Source organism: Rhodoferax sp. (assembly GCF_039922535.1).
Taxonomy (GTDB): domain Bacteria; phylum Pseudomonadota; class Gammaproteobacteria; order Burkholderiales; family Burkholderiaceae_C; genus Rhodoferax_B.
In genome coordinates this window covers 1-24,855 of sequence record NZ_JBDTEM010000318.1, presented here as the reverse complement: position 1 = coordinate 24,855, position 24,855 = coordinate 1, and the positions used below count along the sequence as shown (strand labels likewise).

Sequence of the window (24,855 nt, the reverse complement as noted above, 5' to 3'; positions counted from 1 at the left end):
GGAAGTTGTCGAACGTGGCGTAGTAGTCCACGTTCTTCGAGCCCTTGATCAGGCGGTCATAGGCAATAACCTTGACACCCTTGTCGGCTGCGTTTTGCAGCACTTTGGACAGCGTGGTGCCGTCGATGGAGGCAATCACCAAAACCTTCACACCCTTGGTGACCATGTTCTCGATTTGGGCGAGTTGGTTCGGGATGTCGTCGTCGGCGTACTGCAAATCGGTCTTGTAGCCACGGTCTTTCAACACTTTGACCATGTTGTCGCCGTCTGCGATCCAGCGGGCGGAGGACTTTGTCGGCATGGAAATGCCGATGGTGCCCTTGTCTTGGGCATTGGCTTGCGGTGCAACACCGAGTGCGGCCAAGGCCAAGCTGGCCAACACAGATTTAAGTAACGTTCGTTTCATTGCAATTGTCTCCGAGGTTATAAAAAGCGCGTTCAGTATCCAACGCGCCGTGGGGGAAGCAGATCAGTATTTACGCTTGGGGAACTCTGCGGCAGCAACTTCCATGGGGAAGATGCCCTCTTCGGTGACGATGCGTTTTTGCAGCGTCTTGCCAGCCTTCAGGTCCTTGACGGCAGACATCAGCTGTGGGCCCAGCAGCGGGCTGCATTCCACCGACACATTCAGCTTGCCTGCAATCATGGCCTCAAAGGCACCCTTCACTCCGTCAATCGAAATGATGGTGATGTCTTTGGCAGGCTTGAGGCCTGCTTCTTCAATCGCCTGGATGGCACCGATCGCCATGTCGTCGTTGTGCGCAAACAGCACATTGATCTTCTTGCCCTCGGCCTTGAGGAAAGCCTCCATGACTTCCTTGCCCTTGGCGCGGGTGAAGTCACCGGTTTGCGAGCGGATGATCTTGAACTTGGGGTCGGCCTTGATGATTTCTTCAAAGCCCTTCTTGCGGTCGATGGCGGGGGCAGAGCCCACAGTGCCTTGCAACTCGACGATGTTCACATCGCCCTTATCGTTTTTCATTTTCTCGACCAGCCAGCGACCGGCCTTGCGGCCTTCTTCGGTGAAGTCCGAACCCATGAAAGACACGAACAGGGAGTCGTCTTTCACGTTGACCGAGCGGTCGGTCAGCACCACGGGGATCTTGGCAGCCTTGGCTTCGCGCAGCACGGTTTCCCAGCCGGACTCGACCACGGGCGAGAACGCAATCACGTCCACTTTTTGCGCAATGAAAGAGCGAATAGCCTTGATCTGGTTCTCTTGCTTTTGCTGGGCATCGGAGAATTTCAACTCGATACCGGCATCTGCCGCAGCAGACTTGATGGAGTCCGTATTGGCGGTGCGCCATTCGCTTTCGGCCCCCACCTGGCTAAAACCCAGCACAATTTTTTTCTGTGCAAACACGGTGCCTGGCAGCAAGCCAGCCAAGGGGGCGGCGGCCAATGCGATGGCGAGAGTACGGCGATTGATCTGCATGTTGTCTCCTGATGGTTTAGTTATTTGCCCTGTCCACCGTCCAAATGGACGGGGTTAGAACCCGGTTTTAGCTTCTTTGGCCAATTAGATGAATACTTAATTACAAACACCCTGAGAGTCTAAGAACAAAACAGGTATCAATCCAATGGTTTTTTAGCCAAAATACATATCAATATTCACATTCTGGAAAACCCCCATGGCATCCAACACCCCCTGGTTCATCCGGGCTCGCCTCAAGACCCGCCAACTGCTGCTACTGGTGGCCCTGGCCGAGGAAGGCAACATCCACCGAGCCTCGCAGGTGCTCAACATGACCCAACCCGCCGCGTCCAAGCTGCTCAAAGACCTGGAGGACGTACTGGAGGTGCCGCTGTTCGACCGGCTACCGCGCGGCATGCGACCCACTTGGTACGGCGAAACCATGATCCGCCACGCCCGCGTGGCGCTGGCCAGCCTGAACCAGGCGCACGAAGAGCTGACAGCCCTCAAGGCCGGGCGCTTTGGCCAGGTCAGCATTGGGGCCATCACCTCGCCCGGTCTGACGCTGTTGCCGTCCGCCGTGGCCATTGTCAAACGCGAGCAGCCCACGCTGCGCGTCGGGCTGGAAATCGAAAATAGCCCGGTACTGATCGAGCGGATGCAGCAGGGCAAGCTCGACCTGGTGGTGGCGCGCCTGTTTGCCGAGCAAGATAAAACCAATCTGCGTTACGAGCCGCTGACAGAAGAACCGGTGTGCGCCATTGCCCGCCCCGGCCACCCGCTAGTCACCATGGAAGGGCTGACGCTACGCGATGTGGTGGGCACCGGCTGGATCGTGCCGCCCGCAGGCAGCGTGCTGCGCCACCGGTTTGAGCTGATGTTCCAGGAAGTGGGCCTGGCGCCACCGATCAACGTGATCGAGTCGGCCGCGCTGCTGTTCATCACCCGCATGCTGCAGCAAAGCGACATGCTGGCTGTGATTGCCGCCGACGTGGCGCACTACTACGCCGCCCACGGCCTGGTCGCCATCGTGCCGTTGGAGATTCCTTGCCACATGGACGCATTTGGCATCATCACCCGCACCGACCGCCTGCCTTCGCCCGCCGCCAAGGTGATGCTCAAGGCCTTGAAAGCCGCCAGCCTATCCCTCTATGGCTGCGCACTGGAGAACACCGATGCATAGTTATGGGTTTTCAGGCCATTTTTTAAGCCAAAAATAGGCCGCCAGCGCAGACAGTACCTGCGCAGGGCGCTATCTATAACTACATCAAAGAATGTAGCAATCTAAAACCTTCTCAGGCCCAACCCGCGTCCACCTTGAACTCTTGCGCGGTGCACATCGCGCCGTCGTCCGAGGCCAAAAACAGCACCATCCGGGCGATGTCGTGGGGGCGCAGCTTGTCGGGCAGGCACTGGGTGCGCTGGATTTCGGCCTCGCCTTCGGCGTTCAGCCACAGCTCGATCTGCCGCTCGGTCATCACCCAGCCGGGCGACACGATATTGATGCGGATGCGGTCCGCGCCCAGACTCTTGGCCAGCCCGCGGGTCAGGCCGTTGACGGAAGACTTGGCAATCGCGTAGCAGGGGTAGCCCGTGCCCTTGGTCTGCCAGCCGGTCGAGCCCAGGTTAATGATGGAGCCGCCGCCCAGCCGCTGCATGCCCGGCACCACCGCCTGGATGGCAAAAAAGGCCGGCCGCTCATTGATGGCCATGCGCTGGTCGTAGTAGTCGGGCGTAACGGATTCCAGCGTGTGCCGGTCGTCGCTGGCCACGTTGTTCACCAGCACCGCAAAGTCGCCCAGTTCACTGGCTGCGTCGGCCACAGCGGTTTGCAGCGCCGCAATGTCGCGCACATCGCACTTGCGCCACCACGGCGCGGGGTAACCGGCCTCCACCAGTTGCTGCGCCAGCGCCTGGCTGGCGGACTCGGCCACGTCCACAAAGGCGACGCGCGCGCCCTGCTCCACAAAGGCGGTCACCATGGCAGCCCCTATGCCGCTGCCCCCGCCGGTAATAAAAACAGCCTGCTCGCGCAGGCTGGGATAGGTGGAGGCCGGGGCCGGTTTTAATTCGTTATTCGACATTGCAATAGTGGTATCAGTTAAAACAAAATAGGAATTATTTTGCTATGGACTATGCCTTGCGCACCCCGCGCACGTCAAGTAGAGACTGACGCCTCCCTCTGTCAAATTTATAGAAAATACGGCTCCAGCGCAGGTGGCACCTGCGCTGGAAGCTACTGAATCAATAGCAAATGAATCTATGCAGCGCGCAAGCCCTGCAGCACGCCATGCAAGGCTACAAAGGCCTGTGTCAGCTTGTGCTGCGGGTCCAGGTAGACCATGGGCAAAGACTGCTCGTGCGATTCCCGGATCTTCACCGACGAGGGCAGATACGGCTGCAGCACCGGCAGGCCTTCGGCCACCAGCTCGCCCACCATGCGCTGCGGCAGGTTGGCGCGCGGCTGAAACTGGTTCACCACAATCCCGTCTACCACCAGGCCGGGGTTGTGGTCGGCTCGGATTTCGGCCACGTTGTCCAGCAGGGTGTACAGCGCCTTGCGGGCAAATTCATCGCAGTCAAACGGAATCAGGCAGGCCCGCGCGCCCATCAACGCCGAGCGGGTGTAGAAGTTCAGCGCAGGCGGCGTGTCGATGTAGATGCGGTCGTAGCCCGCCGCCAGCAGCTGCAAGGCCTCGCGCAGCTTGTACAGCTTGTGGCGCGACTCCAGCTTGCTCTCCAGCTCGCCCAGCAGCGGGCTGGACGGCATCAGGTGCAGGTTTTCGTGCGGCGTGGTGACGATGAAGTCGGTGGGCAGCACGGTGCGCAGGCTGTAGCTCAGGCAGTGCTCAAAAAACCCGGCCACCGTGGGCTGGTCGTCCCGCGCCTGCACGCCCAGCAGATAGCTGCTGGAATTGCCCTGCGGGTCCAGATCGATCACCAGCGTGCGCAGACCCTGGCTGGCGCTGATGGCGGCCAAATTGCAGGTGATAGTGGACTTGCCCACCCCGCCCTTCTGGTTGAAAACGACAAGTGGCATGGCACGGTTCCTTATGGAGGACGACAAAGTTACAAAACAGCGTCTATTGTCAGCGCAAGCAATCTTCAGTCCATAGACCGGCATACCTCGCGCACACAGCCGCGCAGCCAACGTTGCGCCGGGTCGGCATCCAGCCGGGGGTGCCAGAGCATGGACACGGTGAACTCGGGCGTGGCCACCGGCAGGTCAAAACTGTGCATGCCCTCGCGCAGGATGCCGGTGTGCCGCCCCGGTACGCTGGCCACCAGGTCACTGGCCCGGGCCAGCGCCAACGCGGTCGAAAAGCCGCCGACGATGGTGGCAATGTCCCGCTGCAGCGGCTCCAGCGCTTCGTCAATCGCCCCCTTGAACAGCCCACGCCGCGACACGCTGATGTGCTGCCCTTTCGCATAGCGGGCGGGGGTGATCTGGCCCTGGCTCAACGCGTGGCCCGCGCGCACCACCCCGATGAACCGGTCGCGGAACAAGGCCTGGGTCAGCAGCTCGGGCGCGGCGGTGCTGCCCACCACGCCAATTTCCAGATCCACAGCTCCCTCGCGCAGGGGTGCGCTGTCTTTGTCGGGCTTTTGCACAAAGCACAGCCGCACGCCGGGGGCTTCTGCTCCCACGCGGGCAATCAGCCCGGGACCAAAGCATTCCACAAAGCCTTCGCTGGTGCGCAGCGTGAAGGTACGCGCCAACTGGCTGGGCTGGAGCACCTCGGTGGGGCGCAGCACGGCTTGCGCATCCTGCACCAGTTGGCGCACCTGCCCGCACAACTCCAGGGCCCGCGGGGTGTACACCAGGCCGCGCCCTGCCCGCACCAACAGCGGGTCGCCGGTGGTCTCGCGCAACCGCGCCAGCGCCCGGCTCATCGCCGACGGGCTGAGCCGCAGCCGCCGGGCCGCGCCCGCCACGCTGCCCTCGGCAAGCAGCACATCCAGCGTGACAAGCAGGTTGAAATCGGGGGTTGCCATGGGCTAACCATAGCGCAATTCGCGCGTGGCATGGCGTTGAATGCATTGATTAAGTGCAAATGCTGCGCCTTCCGCCATGACTGGTAAAGACCTACGCTTGAACCAGATCCACAGAAAGACGCATTCATGCCCAAACTTCCCGTCTCCCAACCCCGGCAAATCCCGTGGGCACTTGCCGCCCTGTCCCTGTCCATGCTGCTGTCCTCGCTGGGCACCAGCATCGCCAACGTGGCCTTGCCCACCTTGGCCGAGGTGTTCGGCGCCTCGTTCCAGCAAGTCCAGTGGGTGGTGCTGACCTACCTGCTGGCCATCACCACGCTGATCGTCAGCGTCGGGCGGCTCGGCGACATCTTTGGCCGCCGACGGCTGTTGCTGAGCGGCATCATGGTGTTCACCATCGCCTCGGTACTGTGTGCTGCCGCACCGACGCTGGACTTGCTATTGGCAGCGCGGGTGGCCCAAGGCCTGGGCGCGGCGACCATGATGGCGCTGACGATGGCCTTTGTGGCAGAAATCGTGCCGAAGGACAGGACCGGCCGCGCAATGGGCCTGCTGGGCACCATGTCCGCGGTGGGCACCATGCTTGGCCCCTCGTTGAGTGGCGTGCTGATTGGTGGTTTTGGCTGGCGGTCCATCTTCTTGGTGAATCTGCCGCTGGGCATTCTGGCCTTTGTGCTCGCGCAGCACCATTTGCCCACAGACCGCCAGAACCCCAAGACGCACCTTGCCCGCTTCGACTCCATCGGCACGCTGCTGCTGGCGCTGAGCCTGGCAGCCTATGCGCTGGCCACGACGCTGGGGCGCGGCCACTTCGGGGTGCTGAATATGGCGCTGCTGTTGGCGGCTGCCATAGGCTCCGGCTTGTTTGTGTACAGCCAAACCCAGGTGGCATCGCCGCTGGTGCGCTTGGCCGCCTTCCGCGACCCGGCGCTGGGTGCCAGCCTGGCCATCAATGTGTTGGTGGCCACGGTGATGGCGACGACCTTCGTGGTCGGGCCGTTCTACCTGTCAAAGTCACTGGGACTGGGTGCCACGGCCGTGGGCATGGTGATGGCGGTCGGCCCAGCGATCTCCATTGTGGGCGGCGTGCTGGCGGGCCGGGTGGTGGACCGCTGGGGCGCAGCACCGATGGTCGTCGTCGGGCTGGTGGCAATGGTGACGGGCGCAGCGGCGCTGTCCCTGTTGCCAGCCATGTTCGGCGTAGTGGGCTATGTGGTCGCCATCGCCATCCTGACACCCGGCTACCAGTTGTTCCAGGCGGCCAACAACACCGCTGTGATGGTGGATGTGTCCGCCGACCAGCGGGGTGTGATCTCCGGCCTCCTCAGCCTGTCGCGCAACCTGGGGCTGATCACCGGTGCCTCGGTGATGGGCGCCGTGTTTGCGTTCGCAGCAGGTACGACCGATATCACTACAGCGTCCCCCGAATCGGTGGCGGCCGGTTTGCGCACCACCTTCGCCGTCGCGGCCTTGCTCGTTACAGCCGCACTGGCTATCGCGGTGGCGAGCTACCGCAGGGCGGAAACGAAAAAAGCGCCTGGGCAGGCGCTTTTTTAAAAATACTTGGAGGTGGGCCCTGTATGTGCCGAACCTCTCTCAGTATTGATATCCCGTTAACGGGGAAATTTACAGCGAATTTTCTTGAGCGTCGTATACCCGGAAACAGGCAAACCCCTGGCAATCGCGCGCAGATGCAAACTTTCCACGTGCGGATCACCCGCCACCTTTTGAAATTAACAGGGAATTTTTTAAAGAAAGCAGGGATGATTTTGCGCTCACAAGGAGGTGAACAGGGCGTGACCTATGCTACCCGCCCGCTACGACAGAAGGCCTCGTGGTGGGACAGCACAATTTCTGTGCGCGTGCGAGGGGTGCTTCGGGCTTGGGGGTGTACTTGACTCATCTGTGTTGCTCCGCTTTGAGGGACTCCAGTACGCCGTGCAGCACTTCCCTTGCTTGGAATAGTGGCCAGCTTCTACGGGGGAGATGATCACACGGGATGCAACAGTTAGAAGTTTTAGCCACCTCTTTTTTTGGTGAAATTCAGCCCTGCACTTCATTGCTGGGCGGATGGGCTGGCATCTTTTCTGTCGTGCGTCAAGGCCCGCCGGATGTATTGCCCAGCCACAAATATGTCTTTCTCCACGGCTTGCCGCACACCGTAGTGGTCGCCTTTGGTGATGGCGGTTACCAATTCGGCATGGGCATGGTTCAAGACCTTCAGGGCATCGGTCGTATCGAACAAGCGGTTAGAAACAGGGCCCGCCTTGAGCCATAGGGTGTCGATCAAGCCGAACAGCAAAGGGGATCCTGCCGCCTTGTACAACAAGACATGGAATGCATCATTGGCGGCCAGGTAGGCTTTTGCGTCGGCGTCGTTCAAGGCTTTGTCCATGGTGTGCACCAGTGCCTGCAGCGTGTGTTTGCCAGCAGCGCCAAGCAATGCAGAGCCGCGCTCTGCCGCTTCACCTTCGAGCAGCATGCGGAGCTTGAGCAAATCGTCAAACTCGACCGGGGACAACCTGGGGACGGCTACTCCTGCATTGGGAATGTTGACCACGGCGCCGTCTGCGCACAGACGTTGCAACGCGGCCCGCACGGGCATGATGCCCGACCCCATCAGCACCGCCAGATCGCGAATCTTGAGCCGCTCCCCCGGCGCAAAACGCCCTAGCGAGAACCACTGCCGCAGCGTTGTGTAGATCTCGTCTTGCTGCGTCTGGGAAGGTGTTGGGCTGGTGTCGGACCCCATCGTCGCTTCTGACTTCATCTTCTCTACGGTCTCAATATCCAGCAGTTAACGTGTAATAACTTTCATGCTTGTGCGGCGGCTCGGCCCCCGAAGCCCTGAAAGTCAGGCCAGAGTTGAGCATAGCATTTGGCCCCATGGGGAGGCGGGCTTCAGCAGTTCAGAGCCCCTTGCGTTCTTGCCGGCAATTGGCACCATCCACCACGATGGCAGGGCCAAGGGGTGGAGCTTGCCAGGCGCGGCAGTGCTGTCGAATGCAGCGCTCAGGGCCGCACCACTTCCTCCACGAAGCTCGCAAACGCCGACACCAAGCGGTCAACGTCGGCGGGTGTCGTGCTCGGGCACACCAACATCATGTTGTGAAAGGGCGTGATGAGCAGGCCGCGATTGAGCAAATACAGGTGGATGTTCTTCTCTAGCGCAGCGTCCAGAATGGCATCGGCTTGCGTGCCGTTGCGTGGGGGCGTTGGCGTGAACTGAAACTCTGTACGTGCGCCAATGCGGGTAACGCACCAGGGCAAGTTGTGGCGCTCGATCACTTGGCCCAGACCTAGTGCCAGTTGCTCCGCCAAACCAAACATGTGCGCGTACGCCGCATCGGTCATCACCTCGGCCAGATTGGCGCGCATCGCAGCCATGGCCAGCAGATTCGCGGTGAGGGTGGTGCCGATGCCGCTATGCCCTGGAGGCGCCTGGCGCTTGGCGGCCTCGGCGCGGGCAGCGGTATCGGCGCTGAACCCGTAAACCGCGCAGGGCAAACCACCCGCCACGGGCTTGCCCAACACCAGCAGATCCGGCTGCAAACCATGGGCCTGGGTGTAGCCGCCGGGGCCCGAGCTGATGGTGTGTGTCTCATCTATCAGCAGCAGCGTGCCATAGCGTCGGCACAAAGCCTGTGCAGCGTCCCAAAAGCCAGGGTCGGGTAGCACCATGCCGATGTTGGTCATGACCGGTTCAGCCAGAAGGCAGGCAACCTGGCCGTCGGCAAGGGCGCTTTCCAGTGCCGCCAAGTCATTGAATTCAACACTGCGGGTGGTTTGTGTAATGTCCACCACCTGGCCCAGCAAGCTGTTGCGGGTGTTGGCCTTGCCGTCTACCAGATCGACGAAAACATCGTCCACCGTGCCGTGGTAACACCCGTTAAATATCAAAATTTGTCGATGCCCCGTGAGCGCCCGGGCCCAACGGATCGCGAAGCGATTGGCGTCCGATGCCGACAGCGCAAACTGCCACACCGGCAAGCCAAAGCGCCGCGCCAGTTCACGGGCTACCCACACGCCATCTTCGCTTGGCAGCATGACGGTCAGGCCGCGGGTTGCCTGCGCGGCCAGCGCACGGGCCACGGGCTCGGGGCTGTGGCCAAACATGGCGCCCGTATCACCCAGACAGAAGTCCACATAAGTGTGGCCATCCACATCCGTCACGTGGGCGCCTTTGGCCTGGTCCACATGCAAGGGGAAGGGCATGGACCAATCGCTCATCCAATGCAGGGGCACGCCAAACATCAGGTGGGCCGACGCTTGCTGCGCCAGGGCTGAGGATCGACTGTTGGACTGTACGTAGCGCGCGCGTTCGCGTTCCAAAACGGCTGCCAGCCGTGCGGGGTCCAAGGTGCGGTATTCGGTTTTCAAGGCGGGCTCCGGAAATGAGGTTCTAAACAGGAGGGGCATCTACACCAGCAACAGGAGGTGCTCACGCTCCCACGAGCTGATGACGCGGTTGTACGTGCCGTACTCCAGCTCTTTGACTGCGCAAAATGCATCGACAAATGACTCGCCAAGCACTTCACGCATGGGGTCACAGCTGCGCATAGAGGCAATGGCATCTTCTAAATGGCGGGGCAGGTCTCGGCCCACACTCCAGGCGCTGTCCACGGTGGGCTCCCCGGGCTGCAGGCGGTCGCGCATGCCCAGCCAGCCGCATGCCAGCGTGGCCGCCATGGCGAGGTAGGGGTTCACATCCACACCCGGAACGCGGTTTTCAATGCGCCTGGCCTGTGGTCCCGACTTGGGCACCCGCAAGCCACAGGTGCGGTTGTCATACCCCCAGCGCACGTTGACCGGCGCCGACATGAACGGGGCCAGCCGCCGGTAAGAGTTCACATAAGGCGCGAACATGGGCATCAGGCGCGGAATATAAGCCTGCAGCCCCCCGATGAAGTGGTGGAACAGCTCGCTGGCAGAGTCATCCCCTGCGTTGCTGAAAACGTTGCGGCCATCCTCCAGGCTCACCAGGCTCTGGTGGATATGCATCGCACTGCCTGGCTCCTGCTCCATGGGCTTGGCCATGAAGGTGGCAAACACCCCATGGCGCAGAGCCGTTTCGCGTACGGTGCGCTTAAATAAAAACACACGGTCTGCCAGGTCCAAGGCGTCGCCATGGCTGAAATTGATTTCCATCTGACCCGGGCCAGCTTCATGGATCAGGGTCTCTACGCCCAGCTGGTGTTGATCACAAAAGCTGGACAGCTCCATAAAAAATGGGTCAAAGTCATTGACGGCATCGATCGAATAGCTCTGCCGTCCAACCTCTGGCTTTCCAGTTCTTCCGATTGGGGGCTGCAGCGGCTCGTGCGGGTTTGTATGGCGGGCCACCAAATAAAACTCCATTTCGGGGGCAACAATGGGCTGCAAACCCTGGCCTTCATACAGACCCAGCACGCGGCGCAGCACGGCGCGCGGCGACAGCGCCACAGGTTGGCCATCCCACTCCTGACAGTCATGGATTACCACCGCCACCGGCTCTGCAGCCCAGGGAACCATGCGAATCGTGGACGCGTCCGGAATGCAGAGCATGTCGGGATCTGTGTCGCCAACGAAAGGCCCGTTGTCAGGTTGCTGCCCATTGACGGTATTGAGAAGCACGCTCTTGGGCAAACGAATTTCACCTGCCGACAGGAACAGGTCACGCGGCAGAATCTTGCCGCGTGCAATGCCCGTCATATCGGGGATCACGCACTCGACCTCGTGCACACGGTGGTCTTCGAAGAACTTTGAAAGGGTATTTTTCATGCTTTTATTCTAGCCTTATAATCTAATTTGTGATCACAAATTAGATTACACCGGCTCTTGGGTGGGGCGCGAAGCGACAGCACATGCGTGGCCACCGCCTTTGCTGGCCCGTCCAATTCCAGCAAGCCGACATACAAGAGCGAGCCCACACACCATGCAGCAACGCGCGAATGGTCACTTGCCGTCATCACAGGAGTGAATGGATCTGCCTCTAAAGAAACTTGTGCAAACTCTTAGAAGCAGGCCAACCCTGGCAAGCAGCGATCGGAGCCGACACAACCAAGCCGAACATTCGAGCGTCCCCGATTACCGCGCACAACATAGGATTGCCTTTGAGATCGAACCCCTCCGGCGAATTCGCCCAGTTGCGCGCGCTGAGCGCTAGCTTACTGAAACTGGCAGATCTGGCGAGATCGACGCCGACCCAGACCATGCTGCAGGAGTCCTTGGAGGTCCTGCGCGCGTTGGTGTCGTTCGACTCCGCATGGTGGGGTGAAGTGTCCGACTTCGCCGGCGATGCCGCCCCGCAGAATTGGCTGAACGGCAGCATCGGGCTCGCCCAGAGCTTCGCGCAGGAATGGAACCAAATCTCCGCTCGCGATGACTTCGCGTTGCAATCCATCGCGCAGCTGGGCGTGGTGGTACGGCTGAGCGATGCCGACGACGCACAGGCTCCGCCACCCGAAGTGGCGGCCTTCAGCCAGCGGCATGGCCTGTACCACTGTATGGCCATTACCGCCACACTACCGCACAGCGGGTTGATGTTCTTCGTCTCGGTTTACCGATCGAAGTCCCACGCCCCCTTCACGGCAGTGGAAGAAGTACTGTTCGGGGCATTCGTCTCGCACTTGCTCCACCACTGGCGCTACGCTCTCGAGCGCCTGCAGGTGGTGCCGCCCAGCCGAGCCTGGGACAGCCATGCTCTCGCTGATCCAAGCGGCAGACTGCTCTTCGTCGGTTTGCGCATTGCCCAGGCACTGAAGTCTGCATATCCGCAGTGGCCAGGCTCGGTTCTCCCTTACGAATTGCAGAGCGCCCTGCGCGACCGGCCCAGCAGCTTTCTGGCGAGCAGGTCATGCCGTTTGCGGCTGGAACCCTGCGGTCCGCTGATTGCGATCAGCCTGCCGTCGAGCAACTACAAGTCACTGCTGTCACCGCGCGAGCTTGGTGCCGCCACGCTGTACGCCAGCGGCCACTCCAACAAGGAAATCGCCGCAACCCTGGGCCTGACCCCGACAACCGTGCGGACCTATCTGCGCAGTGCCTACGCACAGCTGGGCGTGCACAACAAGCTCGAACTGTTCACCGCCTTACGCAAGGCCTGATGTCGCCTTGGCCTGCTGATCGCACGCGACCCAGATCAACTGGCGCGCGCCAACAGGGCGTATCCCTCTGCATTGCGTGAAGATCAGCTTTTACTTGGTCCATCAGGCACTCGGTCTCTCCTGGGGCACCCTCGATGTCGCCCAGCGCAACCGCGCCTTCAATGCCAACCATTTCGTGCTGAAGGTGAGCAACACCACCATCGCCACGAAGTTCTACGGAAAGCCCACGGCCACCGCTACCACAAGGGCCATTCAAACGGCGGGCGTTCCGGCTTGGTGTCCACGCAGAAATACCCTAGAGACTATGACAGCGTGGTCGCGATGGGGCTAGCCATCAGCCAGAAGGCCGGCTAGAACTGGTTGAGCCCGCAGAAGACGCGCAGTTAGCCAAGGCCAGAGGGCCGCCGGCAACGACCTGGACGGCCTGAAGGACGGCATCATCGGCAGCAAGAGCGAAACAAGCTTGAACTGGTTCAGGCACTCGAACCACCTTCGCGCACGAAAAAGTAGCGCACCCCTCTGCATCTACAGAGGGGCCAAATCGGCGATTTTTTCCTACTATGCCCATTCCCAACGGGCATAACTAGAACTGGAGATCCAATGTTTTTGGTAAAAATATTAAACCCTACGTGGGGCGCATTGGCCGCCACACTGGCACTGGCAAGTTGTGGCGGCAGTAGCGCCAACCAATATGCTGACACCGTATTTCGCAACGGCTACGTTCTCACCATGAACGACAGTCAGCCCACGTCACAGGCTGTAGCCGTGAAAAATGGGAAGATTATCTATGTCGGTAATGATGGTGGAGTGAATAACTTTGTTGGCAGTAGCACCAAGGTCATGGACCTGGGTGGGAAGCTAATGTTGCCGGGATTTATAGATGCCCATGTGCATTCCCTGGCAGGTGGCCGCGCGTTAACGCTTTGCGATATGCAATACGCACCCTTGCACATCACCGAAATGGTCGCCAAACTGCAGAGTTGCCTGAACGCCTCCGCCAGCCAGGAACCAGACAGCTGGCTGGAAGCGGTGAACTGGGACCGACAGGCCACCTCTGGACTGGACGGACGCGACCCGAACCTGAGCGACCTGGCTTCCCTGACCGGATCGCGCCCGATCGCAATCACGTCCAGCGACTTTCATGCCGTTCTGGCCAATTCCCGAGCGCTGAGTCTGGCCGGAATCAGCGCGGCAACGGCAGACCCAGCCGGTGGACGCTATCTGCGTGATGGCAGCGGAAATCCGACCGGGATTGCAGAAGATAGCGCGAGCTTCATCGTAAAAGCAGCAATCCCGCCAGACTCTGACGCGTACCTGCTAAGACAAGGTCGCGCTGCACTACAGGCATTCAGGCAGCAAGGTGTGACATCTTTTATGGATGCTGCCTCAGACGCGATACATGCCAAAACCTTCAGGACGCTCCAGCAGGCGGGTGAGTTGACGGCACGCGCCAACCTGACCTTTGTTATGAGCCCGGAGGAAGCCAAGACGAGCATTCCCGCCAGTGTCGCTGCCGCCAAGGCGTTTCTCGCCGCCAACGATCAGGGCACAGCTATCACCAAGCCAGGCATTAACGCACGGATCGTCAAGCTGTTTAACGACGGAGTAGTGAATGCCCCCGCTGATGCCGCTAAAGTGTTCACTCCGTATTACACATTCAACGGTATGGCCTGGGTTCCTGGTACGAATGTCGGCTCCACGTATTTCGATCAAGATACAGTGCTCAAGCCCCTGCTCGTGGCCTTATCGGAAGCACAACTAGACGTGCACATTCACGCCACGGGTGAGGGAACCGTGCAAGAGACCCTGAATGCAATTGAAAACTTGCGCACTCTACGCCCAAGTGCCGACTTCCGCCCTGCTATAGCCCATGATGAAACGGTGGCCGTCGCTGACTACCCCCGCTTTGCGTTACTCAACGTCATTCCGACCATGTCGTTCCAATGGGCTCAACGTGCGTCATATTCCGTCGGTGAGACAGAAAATCACCTGGGCCCGGACCGGTTCTCACGGATGGAACCGTTCGGCAGCTTGCATAACGCCGGGGCACGCATCGCTTACGGAAGCGACTGGCCCATTGATCCGTACGACATCATGCTGGCATTGAAGATAGGCGTGACGCGCTCAGGGGATCCTTTGAATCCAAACAGTCCTGCGAGCCGCGATACGCGGTTTGTTGGACCTATCAACGCGGACCCGGCACTCTCTCGCATCGAAGTTTTGAAAGCGATCACTATTAACGCTGCCTATCAATTGCGACTTGAGAAACTGGTCGGTTCCATTGAAGTGGGGAAGTTTGCAGATTTGATCGTGCTTGAAAAGAATTTCCTGGCGGTACCGGATGACGAATTGGGACGCAACCAAGTGTTGCTAACGATGGTCGGCGGCAAGGTTGTTATGGCATTGGGGACTTTCGCAAACAACACCATCGAATCGTTTGCAAGTGCGATTGATGCCATTCAGAGACCTGTTGCGTCATTTTTTGGCGCATAAACAGTACTGTTAGTGCCGATCCGAAATTGACCAGCGGGGGGTGCGGACAAAAATTTGGACTACCTGGAGGCAGTTCATGTATTCGTAAGAAGACAGGACTAGATCGGCGCGAACAGGCGGAACTTGACAGTCGTCCCAAAATTGCTGTTTGCCCCCAATTGTTCCCCCGTATGTTCCCCGCCTTGGTTTGCCAGTCAATAGCGCCCTTTGTCGCTCAGTACACTGTAAGCCCATGATTTACCAATGAAAAAGGCCTCTGAGTATCGCTACTTAGAGGCCTTTATCTTGTGTTCTGGAGGAAGAGGTGGGATTCGAACCCACGGTACCTTGCGGTACGCCTGATTTCGAGTCAGGTACATTCGGCCACTCTGCCACTCTTCCAATTGCTGGTTAGCAACGCCAGCTATTCTAGCAGGCTGCAACGCAGCTTTTAGGCCAGCGCCTCCAAACCTCGCAAATAGGGGCGCAACACTTCCGGCACGGTGACCGAGCCGTCGGCGTTTTGGTAGTTCTCCAGTACGGCCACCAACGCGCGGCCCACGGCCAGGCCGGAGCCGTTCAGGGTGTGCAGCCATTCGCTCTTGCCCTGGGCGTTCTTGAAGCGGGCCTGCAGGCGTCGCGCCTGAAAGGCTTCGCAGTTGGAGATAGAACTGATTTCGCGGTAGGTGTTCTGGCCGGGCAGCCAGACTTCCAGGTCGTAGGTTTTGGCCGCGCCAAAGCCCATGTCGCCAGTGCACAGCGACATCACGCGGTACGGCAGGCCCAGCTTTTGTAGGACGGCTTCGGCGTGGCCGGTCATCTGCTCCAGCGTGTCGTAGCTCTGGTCGGGATGGACGATTTGCACCATTTCCACCTTGTCAAACTGGTGCTGGCGGATCAGGCCGCGGGTGTCGCGCCCGGCGCTGCCCGCTTCGGAGCGGAAGCACGGCGTGTGGGCAGTGAGCTTGATGGGCAGATCCGCCTCGGCGACGATGGTGTCGCGCACAAAGTTGGTCAGCGGCACTTCGCTGGTGGGGATGAGGTACAGCGCGCTGTGGTCGGGCACGTCCTCGCCATCCTGGCCGCCCTTTTTGGCGGCGAACAGGTCGCCTTCAAACTTGGGCAGTTGGCCGGTGCCGCGCATAGAGTCGGCGTTGACGATGTAGGGCACGTAGCATTCGGTGTAACCGTGCTCCTCGGTTTGCACGTCCAGCATGAACTGTGCCAAGGCACGGTGCAGTTTGGCGATGGGGCCTTGCATCACGGTAAAGCGCGAGCCGGTGAGCTTGACCCCCATTTCAAAGTCCAAACCGAGCGGCGCGCCCAGATCCACATGGTCTTTAGCTGCGAATTCCATAGTGCCGGGCGCGCGCGCGCTGGGGTTCCAGGTGCGCACCACCACATTACCGGCCTCGTCTTCTCCCACGGGCACGCTGGCGTGCGGCAGGTTGGGCACGGCCAACAACAGGGTTTGTAACTCAGACTGGATTTGCTCCAGGCGCACGGCCGAGCTCTCCAGCACGTCTTTGATGGAGGCCACCTGGACCATCAGGTCGTCCACGCCCTCGCCTTTGGATTTGCGCTGGCCGATCTGCTTGCTGGCGCTGTTGCGCTGGGCTTGCAGATCCTCGGTGCGGGTCTGGATGGTTTTGCGCTCCGATTCCAGGGCTTTGAACGCGTCGACGTTCAGAAACTGCTGGGGGTTTTTGCGCGTTTGCAGGCGGGCGACCACGGCATCGGGGTCTTTGCGGAGGGTAAGGATGTCAAGCATGGAGATATTCTAAATTCAGGCCAACGAGGCCGGATCGACGTTGCCGCCGCACAGGATCAGCGCCACTTTTTCGTCGGTGCGTGGCCGGTACGCCCCGGTCTGCAGGGCCGCCAGCCCCAGGGCTGCGCCGGGTTCCACCGCCAGCCGCAGCTCTTTCCACAGCCAGCGCTGGGCCGCCACAATCGCCTCGTCGCTCAGCAGCAATGCATCTTGCACGTGGCGCTGGGTGACTTCCCAACCCAACTGGCCAATGCGCTTGGCACCCAACGAATCGGCGGCGATGCCACCCACGGCCACATCTACCGGTTCACCAGCCTGGCGGGCGCTGTGCAGGGTGGGCGCGCGCTCGGGCTCCAGGGCGACCACGCGGCTGCGCGATTCGAACCAGGCGGCGATGCCGCCAATCAAACCGCCACCGCCCACGCTGACCAGCACGCTGTCGGGCACACCACCCTGGGCTTCGATTTCTGCAGCCAGAGTGCCCGCGCCCGCCAGCACTTCGGGCTGGTCGTAAGCGTGGGTCAGCAGTGCGTCAGTGGCCTGCTGGCGGGCCATGCAGGCTTCAAAGGCTTGCGCGTAGGCCGCGCCAGTAACGACCACTTCGGCCCCCAGGTCACGCAGGCGGGCGCGCTTGGCCTCGGGCGACGTGGTGGGCACAAACACCTCGCAGCGCACACCCAGCGCCTGGGCTGCGGCAGCGGTGGCGATGCCCGCGTTGCCACCCGAAGCGATCACCACCCCGGAATCAGGGATGGTGTTGGCCAGCAGCCGGTTCATCATGCCGCGCGCCTTGAAGCTGCCGCCCACCTGCAGGTGCTCCAGCTTGAGCCAGACTTCGGCGCAGTCCACGCCCAGTGCCGCACCCGAAAGCTTCCACAGTGGAGTTTCACGTAAAAAGTGCCCCTGGCGCATATCCAACCTGCGCAAGCAGCTATCAATATCAGAGCGATTCATTTTTAATAATCTCCGCCACCGCCGTAGCCACTGGCCAGGCTTTCAAACTTGGTGATGTTGCGCAAGAAGGCCAGCTTGACCGTGCCGGTCGGGCCGTTCCGTTGCTTGGCAATGATGATCTCGGCCACGCCGGGTTCTTTGCACGCGTCCTTGGTGTAGTACTCGTCGCGGTAGATGAACATGATGATGTCGGCATCCTGCTCGATGGCGCCAGACTCGCGCAAATCGCTCATCATGGGGCGCTTGTCGGGACGCTGCTCGACGCTGCGGTTGAGCTGCGACAGTGCAATCACCGGACATTGCAGCTCACGGGCCAGCATTTTCAAACCCCGGGAGATTTCGCCCAGCTCGGTAGCGCGGTTGTCGCCATTGCCGCCACTGCCGGAGCCGCTCATCAGTTGCAAGTAATCGACCACGATCAGGCCCAGCTTGCCGCACTGGCGCGCCAGGCGGCGGGCATTGGCACGCAACTCGCTGGGGGTCAGGCCGGGGCTTTCGTCGATGTGCAGCGACACGGTACGCAGCTTTTCCACCGCCTCGGCCAGGCGCGGCCATTCGTCGTCGGTGAGGTTGCCGGTGCGCAGATGGCCCTGGTCGATGCGGCCGATGGAGCCCACGATACGAATCGCCAGTTGTGAAGCGCCCATTTCCATGGAGAACACGGCCACCGGCAGGCCTTCTTTCAACGCCACGTGCTCGGCGATGTTGATGGCAAAGGCGGTCTTGCCCATGGACGGACGGGCTGCCAGCACAATCATGTCGCCGGCCTGCAGACCCGAAGTCATGCGGTCCAGGTCGATGAAGCCGGTGGGTACGCCGGTCACATCGTTCTGGTTGTCAGCCATCTCCTGGACGCGGTCCAGCAAATCGACCACCAGGGTTTCCATGGCCTGGAAGCCCTGCTTGTTGCGCGCGCCCTCCTCGCCGATGTTGAAGATCTTCTGCTCGGCCTCGTCGAGGATCTTGTCGACCGGGCGGCCCTGGGTGTTGAAGGCGTTGGTGGCGATCTCGTCGCTGGCCGTCACCAGTTTGCGCAGAATGCCGCGCTCACGCACGATTTCGGCGTAGCGGCGGATATTGCTGGCGCTGGGCACGTACTGGGCCAGCGAATTCAGGTAGGCCAGGCCGCCGACTTCTTCGGACTTGCCAATGCTTTGCAGCCGCTCAAACACCGTAATCACGTCGGCCGGTTTGCTGGCGTTGACCAGCTCGCGCACGGCGGCAAAGATCAGCCGGTGCTCGTAGCGGTAGAAATCATCGTCCTTGAGCAGGTCGCCCACGCGGTCCCAGGCGTTGTTGTCCAGCAGCAAGCCACCCAACACGCTGGATTCGGCTTCGATGGAGTGCGGCGGGATGCGCAGCTGCGCAATTTGGCGGTCCTGGCCATAGGAGTCGTCCAGAGCAGGGAAAACGGCAGACATGGGGAATGGGTTCCTAGGGTGAGGCTGAATGCTACGCGGCAGGCCCGGCAACGTCGAGGCACAAGTCTGGGGGCAAAGCGTGGATAAGTCCGGGACAACTCGGTATAACCCCGCGGCCAAATGTAAAAGGCCGCCAGGATTTGCACCCTGGCGGCCTCTTGCGGAGAAACGCGGATTAAGCGGTTTCGCCGTACACAGCTACGGTGATTTCCACAACCACGTCGGTGTGCAAAGCCACGTTAACGGTATTGTCACCGGTGGTTTTGATCATGCCGTTAGGCAGACGGATCTGGGCTTTGGTCACTTTGTAGCCTTGCTTGCTCAGTTCTTCGGCGATGTCGGCATTGGTGACGGAGCCAAACAGGCGACCGTCCACACCGGCTTTTTGCGTCAGCTTGATGGTCGAGCCAGCGAGCTTTTCGCCCATGACTTGCGACGCGCCCAGCTTGGCAGCAGCGGCTTTTTCGAGTTCGACGCGCTTGGCTTCGAATTCTTGCTTGGCCTTTTCGGTAGCGCGGCGTGCACGGCCCGAAGGGATCAAGAAGTTACGGGCGTAGCCGTCTTTGACCTTGACGATGTCGCCAAGGTTGCCAAGGTTCAAAACCTTGTCGAGCAGGATGATTTGCATGTTCGTACTTCCTTAGATGCGGTGCTGGTCGCTGTACGGCAGCATGGCGAGGAAACGCGCACGCTTGATAGCGGTGTTGAGCTGGCGCTGGAAAATCGCGCGCGTGCCGGTCAGGCGTGCGGGGATGATCTTGCCGTTTTCAGCGATGAAATCGCGCAGCGTGTCGATGTCTTTGTAGTCGATCTGCTCCACACCGGTCACGGTGAAGCGGCAAAAGCGCTTGCGCTTGAACAGTAGGGACTGGGTGTTGCGCTTGGGGCGCTTGTCTTTGTTATTGAAACGTTTTGGTCCGGCCATGATGGACTCCTGATTTAATCTGTTTGAAAATCTTGAATATGAAGTACGGGGTTCTTACCCAGTCGGGGGGAGGCTAAAAAACCGGTGAATTGCCAGATGCTGCCCAAGGGCTGCTGCTGGATTCGCTCGGCGATTGCGCCAAAGGCTATGGCCTTTACGGCTGCTTTGATTTGCCGGGTAACACCTGCTTGTTCCAGACTGGACTCGTGTTCGAGCACCATATCCAGGGCGGGTAGTCCAGCGGGCGTGTAGCGCAGGTTTTTAACTTCTGCAAGACAGGCCGTCAAAACAACGTGGTTCACTCCGTGTGGGAACTCCGTTCAGCAAGCCACCTTAGTGGGCTGCGTACTCGGCTTGCTGGGTCTTGCGCGCTTCTTCGCGTTCGACGGTCTTCATCATCGACGAAGGGCCGGTTTCAGCCTTCTTCATCACCACGGTCAGGTGGCGCAGCACGGCATCGTTGAACTTGAACGCGTGTTCCAGTTCAGCCATGATGGCTTGGTCGGCTTCGATGTTGACGCACAGGTAGTGGGCCTTGGCCAGCTTGTTGATCAGGTACACCAGTTGACGGCGGCCCCAGTCTTCCACGCGGTGGATCTTGCCGCCACCGGCAACGATCATGCCTTTGTAGCGCTCCAGCATGGCTGGAACCTGTTCGCTCTGATCCGGGTGGATCATCAAAATGATTTCGTAATGACGCATATTTCTCCTTAAGGATGTGAAGCCACCCACTGCGTCTGTAGTGGTGTGGCAAGGGCAAAGCCTGCGATTATAGCCCGCGTTCTGGCGCGGACTCTAAAAGGCTCACCAACCAGACCACCAACGCCCCCGCAGGCAGGCCAAATACCCCGGCCGAAATCGGCTGAATACCCCACCACAAGCCCGATCCGCCCCAGCCCAGCCACCCACGCACCAAGGGCGCATTGGTCAGCATGTACCACAGCGTCACACCCAACCCGGTGAGCATGCCGGCCACGGCGGCGCGGCGCGTGGTGCGCTGCCAAAACAGCCCTGCCACCATGGAAGGGAAAAAAGCCGCCGCCGCCAGCGAGAACGAAGCCGAGACCAGCGCCAGGATGTCGGCCGGCTTTTGCGCCGCCACATAGGCCGCCGCCAAGGCCAGCAGCAACAGCGCGAATTTAGACAGCAGCACCCGCACCATCGGGTCGGACGGGGCGGACTTGTCTCCCTTGTCCCGTACACCCCGAAAGTACAGGTCGTGGGCCAGCGCATTGCCCATGGTCAGCAGCAGGCCATCCGCTGTGGACAAAGCGGCGGCCAAACCGCCTGCCGCCACCAGTCCCGACACCACATAAGGCAAGCCACCCAGCTCGGGTGTCGCCAGCATGACCAGATCGGCCCCCAGCCGCAGCTCGGCAAACTGCAGAATGTGGTCGCCATTCACATCAATCACCTGCAACAGTGATGGATCAACCTGCGCCCACTGCGCCATCCAGGTGGGCAAGGTGTCAAAGCTCTGCCCCACCAACTGACTCATCACCTCGAACTTGACCAGTACCGCCAGCGCAGGAGCGGCCAGGTACAGCAGGGCAATAAAGAACAGCGACCAGGCCACCGAATTACGCGCCTCGGCCACCGACGACGTGGTGTAGTAGCGCGTCAGCAGGTGTGGCAGCGCCGCCGTACCAGTCATCAGGCAAAAAATCAGGGCCAAAAAGTTCAACCGCGAGGTGCCAAAACTATCTTGCTCGGCGGGCGTGCCATCCGGATTGCCGTTAAATACCTGTGCATGCAGTGTCATACCCCCCAGCGGCTGGGCGCGTTCCAGGTTATCTTGCCGGGCCAGGCCCCAGAGTTCACGCGCGCTTACCTCGTCTTTGGGCAAGGCGGCCAGATCGCGCCCGGCCTTGCGCACCACAGACGGGTCGGCCCGTTCGGACTGCAGCTGGCGCAGCCGGGCCTGCGCAGCGGCGCGCTCCAACACCAGGGTACGGGGTACGTTTTCCAGCATGTTGCCGTAGTGGGCGGCGCGCTGAGCGTAGATAGCCTGCACTTCGCGCTCCGAGGGCGACTCGCTGAGCCGCTTTTCCAGCGCTGCGATTTTCGGCAACTGCTGGCCATAGACCAGCGGTGCCAGCGGGTTGCCCAACTGCTTGTACGCCAACCACGACACCGGAATCAAAAACGCCAGAATCAAAATCACGTACTGCGCCACCTGGGTCCAGGTCACCGCCCGCATACCGCCCAGAAAAGAACACACCAGCACCCCGCCCAGCCCCAGCAGAATGCCGATCTCAAACTGCACCCCGGTCAGGCGCGAGGTGATCAGCCCTACTGCGTAAATCTGCGCCACCACATAGGTAAACGAGCACAGCACCGCCGCCCCGGCGGCAATCCAGCGCGGCCAGCGCCCGCCATAGCGCACACCAAAAAAGTCGGGCACGGTATACAGCTGCATGCGGCGCAGGCGCGGCGCAATCAGCAGCCCCACCAGGCAAAAGCCGCCGGTCCAGCCCATGATGTAAGCCAGGCCGCCCGGCTGGCCGTTGGCGCTGGAAAACCCGTTCAGGTACAAGCCCCCGGCCAGGCTGATGAAGGATGCCGCGCTCATCCAGTCGGCGGCGGTGGCCATGCCGTTGTAGATAGCAGGGATGCGCCGCCCGGCCACGTAGTATTCGGTGGGGTCCGAGGTGCGGCAGTACATGCCGATGCTGGCGTACAGCGCAAACGTGGCAAACAAAAAGATGCCACCAATCCAGTAACGCGACAGGCCCCGGCTTTCGGCCCAGGCCATCAGCCCCAAAAACGCCAACAGGCAGACCACGTATAGCCCAAAGTTGCGGTGCAGGCGGCGCGGCGACGGCAGCACCTGGCCCGGCTCGGCATCCGCACCGTCATGGCGGAGGCACCAAGCGTACACCACCACAATCAGCAGGTAGCACAGCACTACGCCTTGGGCACAATACCAGTAGTTCAGCGGCCAGCCCGCCACCACCCAGGTCCAATCCCGCGCAAAAAACACCACGCCAAACGACAGCAGCGCCCACAGCAGCAGCAAAGCCATGCGCAAGCGGGTGAACGTGGGGGCGGTGACGAGAGGTGGGGCAAACACAGGGGGTCAGTCGTAAAAAAAGAAAACCCCAGGAGCCGAAGCCCCCGGGGTTTTCTATCCTAGCCCAGTTGGACTAACGGGCGTATCCGCAACAGCCCTAGCCCGCCTTAACCGGCAAGTTGCTTCCAGGTGGCAACCACGCTGTCCGGATTGAGCGAAATCGACTCAATGCCTTGGTCGGCCAGCCACTGGGCGAAGTCCGGATGGTCGCTGGGGCCCTGGCCGCAGATGCCGACATATTTGCCCTGCGCCTTGCAAGCCGTGATGGCGCGGCTCAGCAAGGCTTTGACTGCGGGGTCGCGCTCGTCGAAGTCGGCGGCCAGCAACTCCAGGCCGGAATCGCGGTCCAGGCCCAGGGTGAGCTGGGTGAGGTCGTTCGAACCGATCGAAAAGCCATCAAAGAACTGCAGGAACTCGTCCGCCAGGATGGCGTTGCTCGGTACTTCGCACATCATGATGATTTTCAGGCCGTCCTGGCCGCGCTGCAGGCCGTGCTGGGCCAGCAGTTTGGTGACCTTTTCGGCCTGGCCCAGGGTGCGTACAAACGGCACCATCACCTGCACATTGGTCAGGCCCATGTCCAGGCGCACGCGGCGCAGGGCTGCGCATTCCATGGCGAAGGCTTCGCCAAAGTCGGCGCTGATGTAGCGGGCCGCACCGCGGAAGCCCAGCATGGGGTTTTCTTCTTCGGGCTCATAACGGCTGCCACCGATCAGCTTGCGGTATTCGTTGGACTTGAAGTCCGACAGACGCACGATCACGGGCTTGGGCCAAAAGGCCGCTGCAATGGTGGCCACGCCTTCGGTAACCTTGTCCACATAGAAGGCACGCGGCGAAGCGTGGCCACGGGCGACCGACTCGACCGCCTTCTTCAGGTCCTTGTCGATGTTTGGGTAGTCCAGGATGGCCTTGGGGTGCACGCCGATGTTGTTGTTGATGATGAACTCCAGCCGGGCCAGGCCCACACCCTGGTTGGGCAACTGGCAGAAGTCAAACGCCAGCTGCGGGTTGCCCACGTTCATCATGATTTTGGTTTGGATCTCAGGCATGGCACCGCGCTCGACCTCGGTGACCTCGGTTTCCAGTAGGCCGTCGTAAATGAAGCCGGTGTCGCCTTCCGAGCAGCTCACCGTCACCAGGGTGCCAGTTTTGAGCTTTTCGGTCGCATCGCCGCAGCCCACCACGGCAGGAATGCCGAGTTCACGCGCAATGATGGCGGCGTGGCAGGTACGGCCACCGCGGTTGGTAACGATGGCGCTGGCGCGCTTCATCACCGGTTCCCAGTTGGGGTCGGTCATGTCGGTGACCAGCACGTCGCCGGGCTGCACTTCGTCCATCTGGCTGATGTTGTGCACAAAGCGCACCGGGCCGGTGCCGATCTTCTGTCCGATGGCACGGCCTTCGGCCAGCACATTGCTTTTGCCCTTGAGCTTGTAGCGCAGCTCGGCCTTGCCCATTTGCTGGCTCTTCACGGTTTCGGGGCGGGCTTGCAGGATGTAGAGCAGGCCGTCGGTGCCGTCTTTGCCCCATTCGATGTCCATCGGGCGGCCGTAATGGTCTTCGATCACCAGCGCGTAGTGGGCCAATTGCTCCACGTCGGCATCGGTCAGAGAGTAGCGGTTGCGCTGCTCGGTCGGCACGTCGGTGGTCTTTACCAGTTGGCCGGTGGCGGCTTTTTCGGCAGCCGTGGTGAACTCCATCTGCACCATCTTGCTGCCCAGGTTGCGGCGGATGACGGCTTTTT

The 24,855-nt window shown here is 60.8% G+C and carries 21 protein-coding genes and 1 tRNA gene; 4 read left to right on the top strand and 18 right to left on the bottom strand.

The genetic code is table 11. The annotated features are described in order from the left end of the window. On the bottom strand, positions 1-406 hold a 406-nt coding region (locus tag ABI213_RS15240; RefSeq protein ID WP_348027716.1), incomplete at its 3' end, for a substrate-binding domain-containing protein. 63 nt (positions 407-469) lie between these two features. Then, on the bottom strand, positions 470-1,435 hold the full coding sequence (locus ABI213_RS15235; RefSeq protein WP_348008028.1) for an ABC transporter substrate-binding protein: 966 nt from the start codon (positions 1,433-1,435) through the stop codon (positions 470-472). 196 nt (positions 1,436-1,631) lie between these two features. Between ABI213_RS15235 and ABI213_RS15230 the strand changes: the two genes are divergently transcribed. Further along, positions 1,632-2,597, top strand: a complete 966-nt coding sequence (locus ABI213_RS15230) for a LysR family transcriptional regulator (RefSeq protein ID WP_348008027.1) — start codon at positions 1,632-1,634, stop codon at positions 2,595-2,597. A gap of 112 nt (positions 2,598-2,709) precedes the next feature. Here ABI213_RS15230 and ABI213_RS15225 read toward each other — a convergent pair whose 3' ends face one another. From ABI213_RS15225 to ABI213_RS15215, 3 genes are all read right to left on the bottom strand, one after another. Beyond that, positions 2,710-3,498 carry an SDR family oxidoreductase gene (locus ABI213_RS15225; RefSeq protein WP_348008026.1) on the bottom strand — a complete coding sequence of 263 codons (789 nt, stop codon included), beginning with the start codon at positions 3,496-3,498 and terminating at the stop codon, positions 2,710-2,712. Between the two features lie 176 nt (positions 3,499-3,674). Further along, positions 3,675-4,454 (bottom strand): ParA family protein, encoded by a 780-nt coding sequence (locus ABI213_RS15220; protein WP_348008025.1) that lies wholly within the window; start codon positions 4,452-4,454, stop codon positions 3,675-3,677. Positions 4,455-4,519: 65 nt separating this feature from the next. Next, positions 4,520-5,410 (bottom strand): LysR family transcriptional regulator, encoded by an 891-nt coding sequence (locus tag ABI213_RS15215; protein ID WP_348008024.1) that lies wholly within the window; start codon positions 5,408-5,410, stop codon positions 4,520-4,522. A gap of 126 nt (positions 5,411-5,536) precedes the next feature. Here ABI213_RS15215 and ABI213_RS15210 point away from each other — a divergent pair, with 126 nt between their 5' ends. Beyond that, positions 5,537-6,967: an MFS transporter gene (locus tag ABI213_RS15210; protein WP_348008023.1), complete on the top strand. Its 1,431-nt coding sequence runs from the start codon at positions 5,537-5,539 to the stop codon at positions 6,965-6,967. A gap of 499 nt (positions 6,968-7,466) precedes the next feature. Here ABI213_RS15210 and ABI213_RS15205 read toward each other — a convergent pair whose 3' ends face one another. The 3 genes from ABI213_RS15205 to ABI213_RS15195 form a co-directional block, all read right to left on the bottom strand. After that, on the bottom strand, positions 7,467-8,162 hold the full coding sequence (locus tag ABI213_RS15205; protein WP_348008022.1) for a GntR family transcriptional regulator: 696 nt from the start codon (positions 8,160-8,162) through the stop codon (positions 7,467-7,469). Between the two features lie 260 nt (positions 8,163-8,422). Beyond that, positions 8,423-9,790 carry an aspartate aminotransferase family protein gene (locus ABI213_RS15200; protein WP_348027714.1) on the bottom strand — a complete coding sequence of 456 codons (1,368 nt, stop codon included), beginning with the start codon at positions 9,788-9,790 and terminating at the stop codon, positions 8,423-8,425. A gap of 39 nt (positions 9,791-9,829) precedes the next feature. After that, the gene (locus ABI213_RS15195; RefSeq protein WP_348008020.1) at positions 9,830-11,170 is read right to left on the bottom strand and encodes a glutamine synthetase family protein; all 1,341 of its coding nucleotides are present in this window, start codon (positions 11,168-11,170) and stop codon (positions 9,830-9,832) included. A 332-nt stretch (positions 11,171-11,502) separates the two neighbouring features. Between ABI213_RS15195 and ABI213_RS15190 the strand changes: the two genes are divergently transcribed. Both ABI213_RS15190 and ABI213_RS15185 read left to right on the top strand, forming a co-directional pair. Continuing rightward, the gene (locus tag ABI213_RS15190; RefSeq protein WP_348008019.1) at positions 11,503-12,495 is read left to right on the top strand and encodes a helix-turn-helix transcriptional regulator; all 993 of its coding nucleotides are present in this window, start codon (positions 11,503-11,505) and stop codon (positions 12,493-12,495) included. 600 nt (positions 12,496-13,095) lie between these two features. Continuing rightward, positions 13,096-14,988, top strand: coding sequence for an amidohydrolase (locus tag ABI213_RS15185; protein ID WP_348008018.1), 1,893 nt, complete (start codon positions 13,096-13,098; stop codon positions 14,986-14,988). Positions 14,989-15,281: 293 nt separating this feature from the next. Here ABI213_RS15185 and ABI213_RS15180 read toward each other — a convergent pair. From ABI213_RS15180 to ppsA, 10 genes are all read right to left on the bottom strand, one after another. Next, positions 15,282-15,369, bottom strand: a tRNA-Ser gene (locus ABI213_RS15180). A gap of 49 nt (positions 15,370-15,418) precedes the next feature. After that, entirely contained in the window at positions 15,419-16,738 is a 1,320-nt protein-coding gene (gene serS / locus ABI213_RS15175) for a serine--tRNA ligase (RefSeq protein ID WP_348008017.1), read from the bottom strand. Between the two features lie 15 nt (positions 16,739-16,753). Then, positions 16,754-17,692 (bottom strand): threonine/serine dehydratase, encoded by a 939-nt coding sequence (locus ABI213_RS15170; protein WP_348008016.1) that lies wholly within the window; start codon positions 17,690-17,692, stop codon positions 16,754-16,756. A gap of 2 nt (positions 17,693-17,694) precedes the next feature. Beyond that, positions 17,695-19,113 (bottom strand): replicative DNA helicase, encoded by a 1,419-nt coding sequence (gene dnaB, locus ABI213_RS15165; protein ID WP_348008015.1) that lies wholly within the window; start codon positions 19,111-19,113, stop codon positions 17,695-17,697. A 175-nt stretch (positions 19,114-19,288) separates the two neighbouring features. Beyond that, on the bottom strand, positions 19,289-19,741 hold the full coding sequence (rplI, locus tag ABI213_RS15160; protein ID WP_348008014.1) for a 50S ribosomal protein L9: 453 nt from the start codon (positions 19,739-19,741) through the stop codon (positions 19,289-19,291). Positions 19,742-19,753: 12 nt separating this feature from the next. Then, positions 19,754-20,038, bottom strand: a complete 285-nt coding sequence (rpsR, locus tag ABI213_RS15155) for a 30S ribosomal protein S18 (protein ID WP_092761761.1) — start codon at positions 20,036-20,038, stop codon at positions 19,754-19,756. Between the two features lie 14 nt (positions 20,039-20,052). Beyond that, the gene (priB, locus tag ABI213_RS15150; protein ID WP_348007894.1) at positions 20,053-20,340 is read right to left on the bottom strand and encodes a primosomal replication protein N; all 288 of its coding nucleotides are present in this window, start codon (positions 20,338-20,340) and stop codon (positions 20,053-20,055) included. Positions 20,341-20,371: 31 nt separating this feature from the next. Beyond that, positions 20,372-20,740 carry a 30S ribosomal protein S6 gene (rpsF, locus tag ABI213_RS15145; RefSeq protein WP_295953935.1) on the bottom strand — a complete coding sequence of 123 codons (369 nt, stop codon included), beginning with the start codon at positions 20,738-20,740 and terminating at the stop codon, positions 20,372-20,374. Between the two features lie 67 nt (positions 20,741-20,807). After that, a complete protein-coding gene (locus tag ABI213_RS15140; protein WP_348007898.1) occupies positions 20,808-23,063 on the bottom strand; it encodes a VC_2705 family sodium/solute symporter in 2,256 nt (751 codons plus the stop codon). A gap of 155 nt (positions 23,064-23,218) precedes the next feature. Next, positions 23,219-24,855 (bottom strand): phosphoenolpyruvate synthase (ppsA, locus tag ABI213_RS15135; protein WP_348027711.1); only part of this gene is annotated, 1,637 nt, incomplete at its 5' end.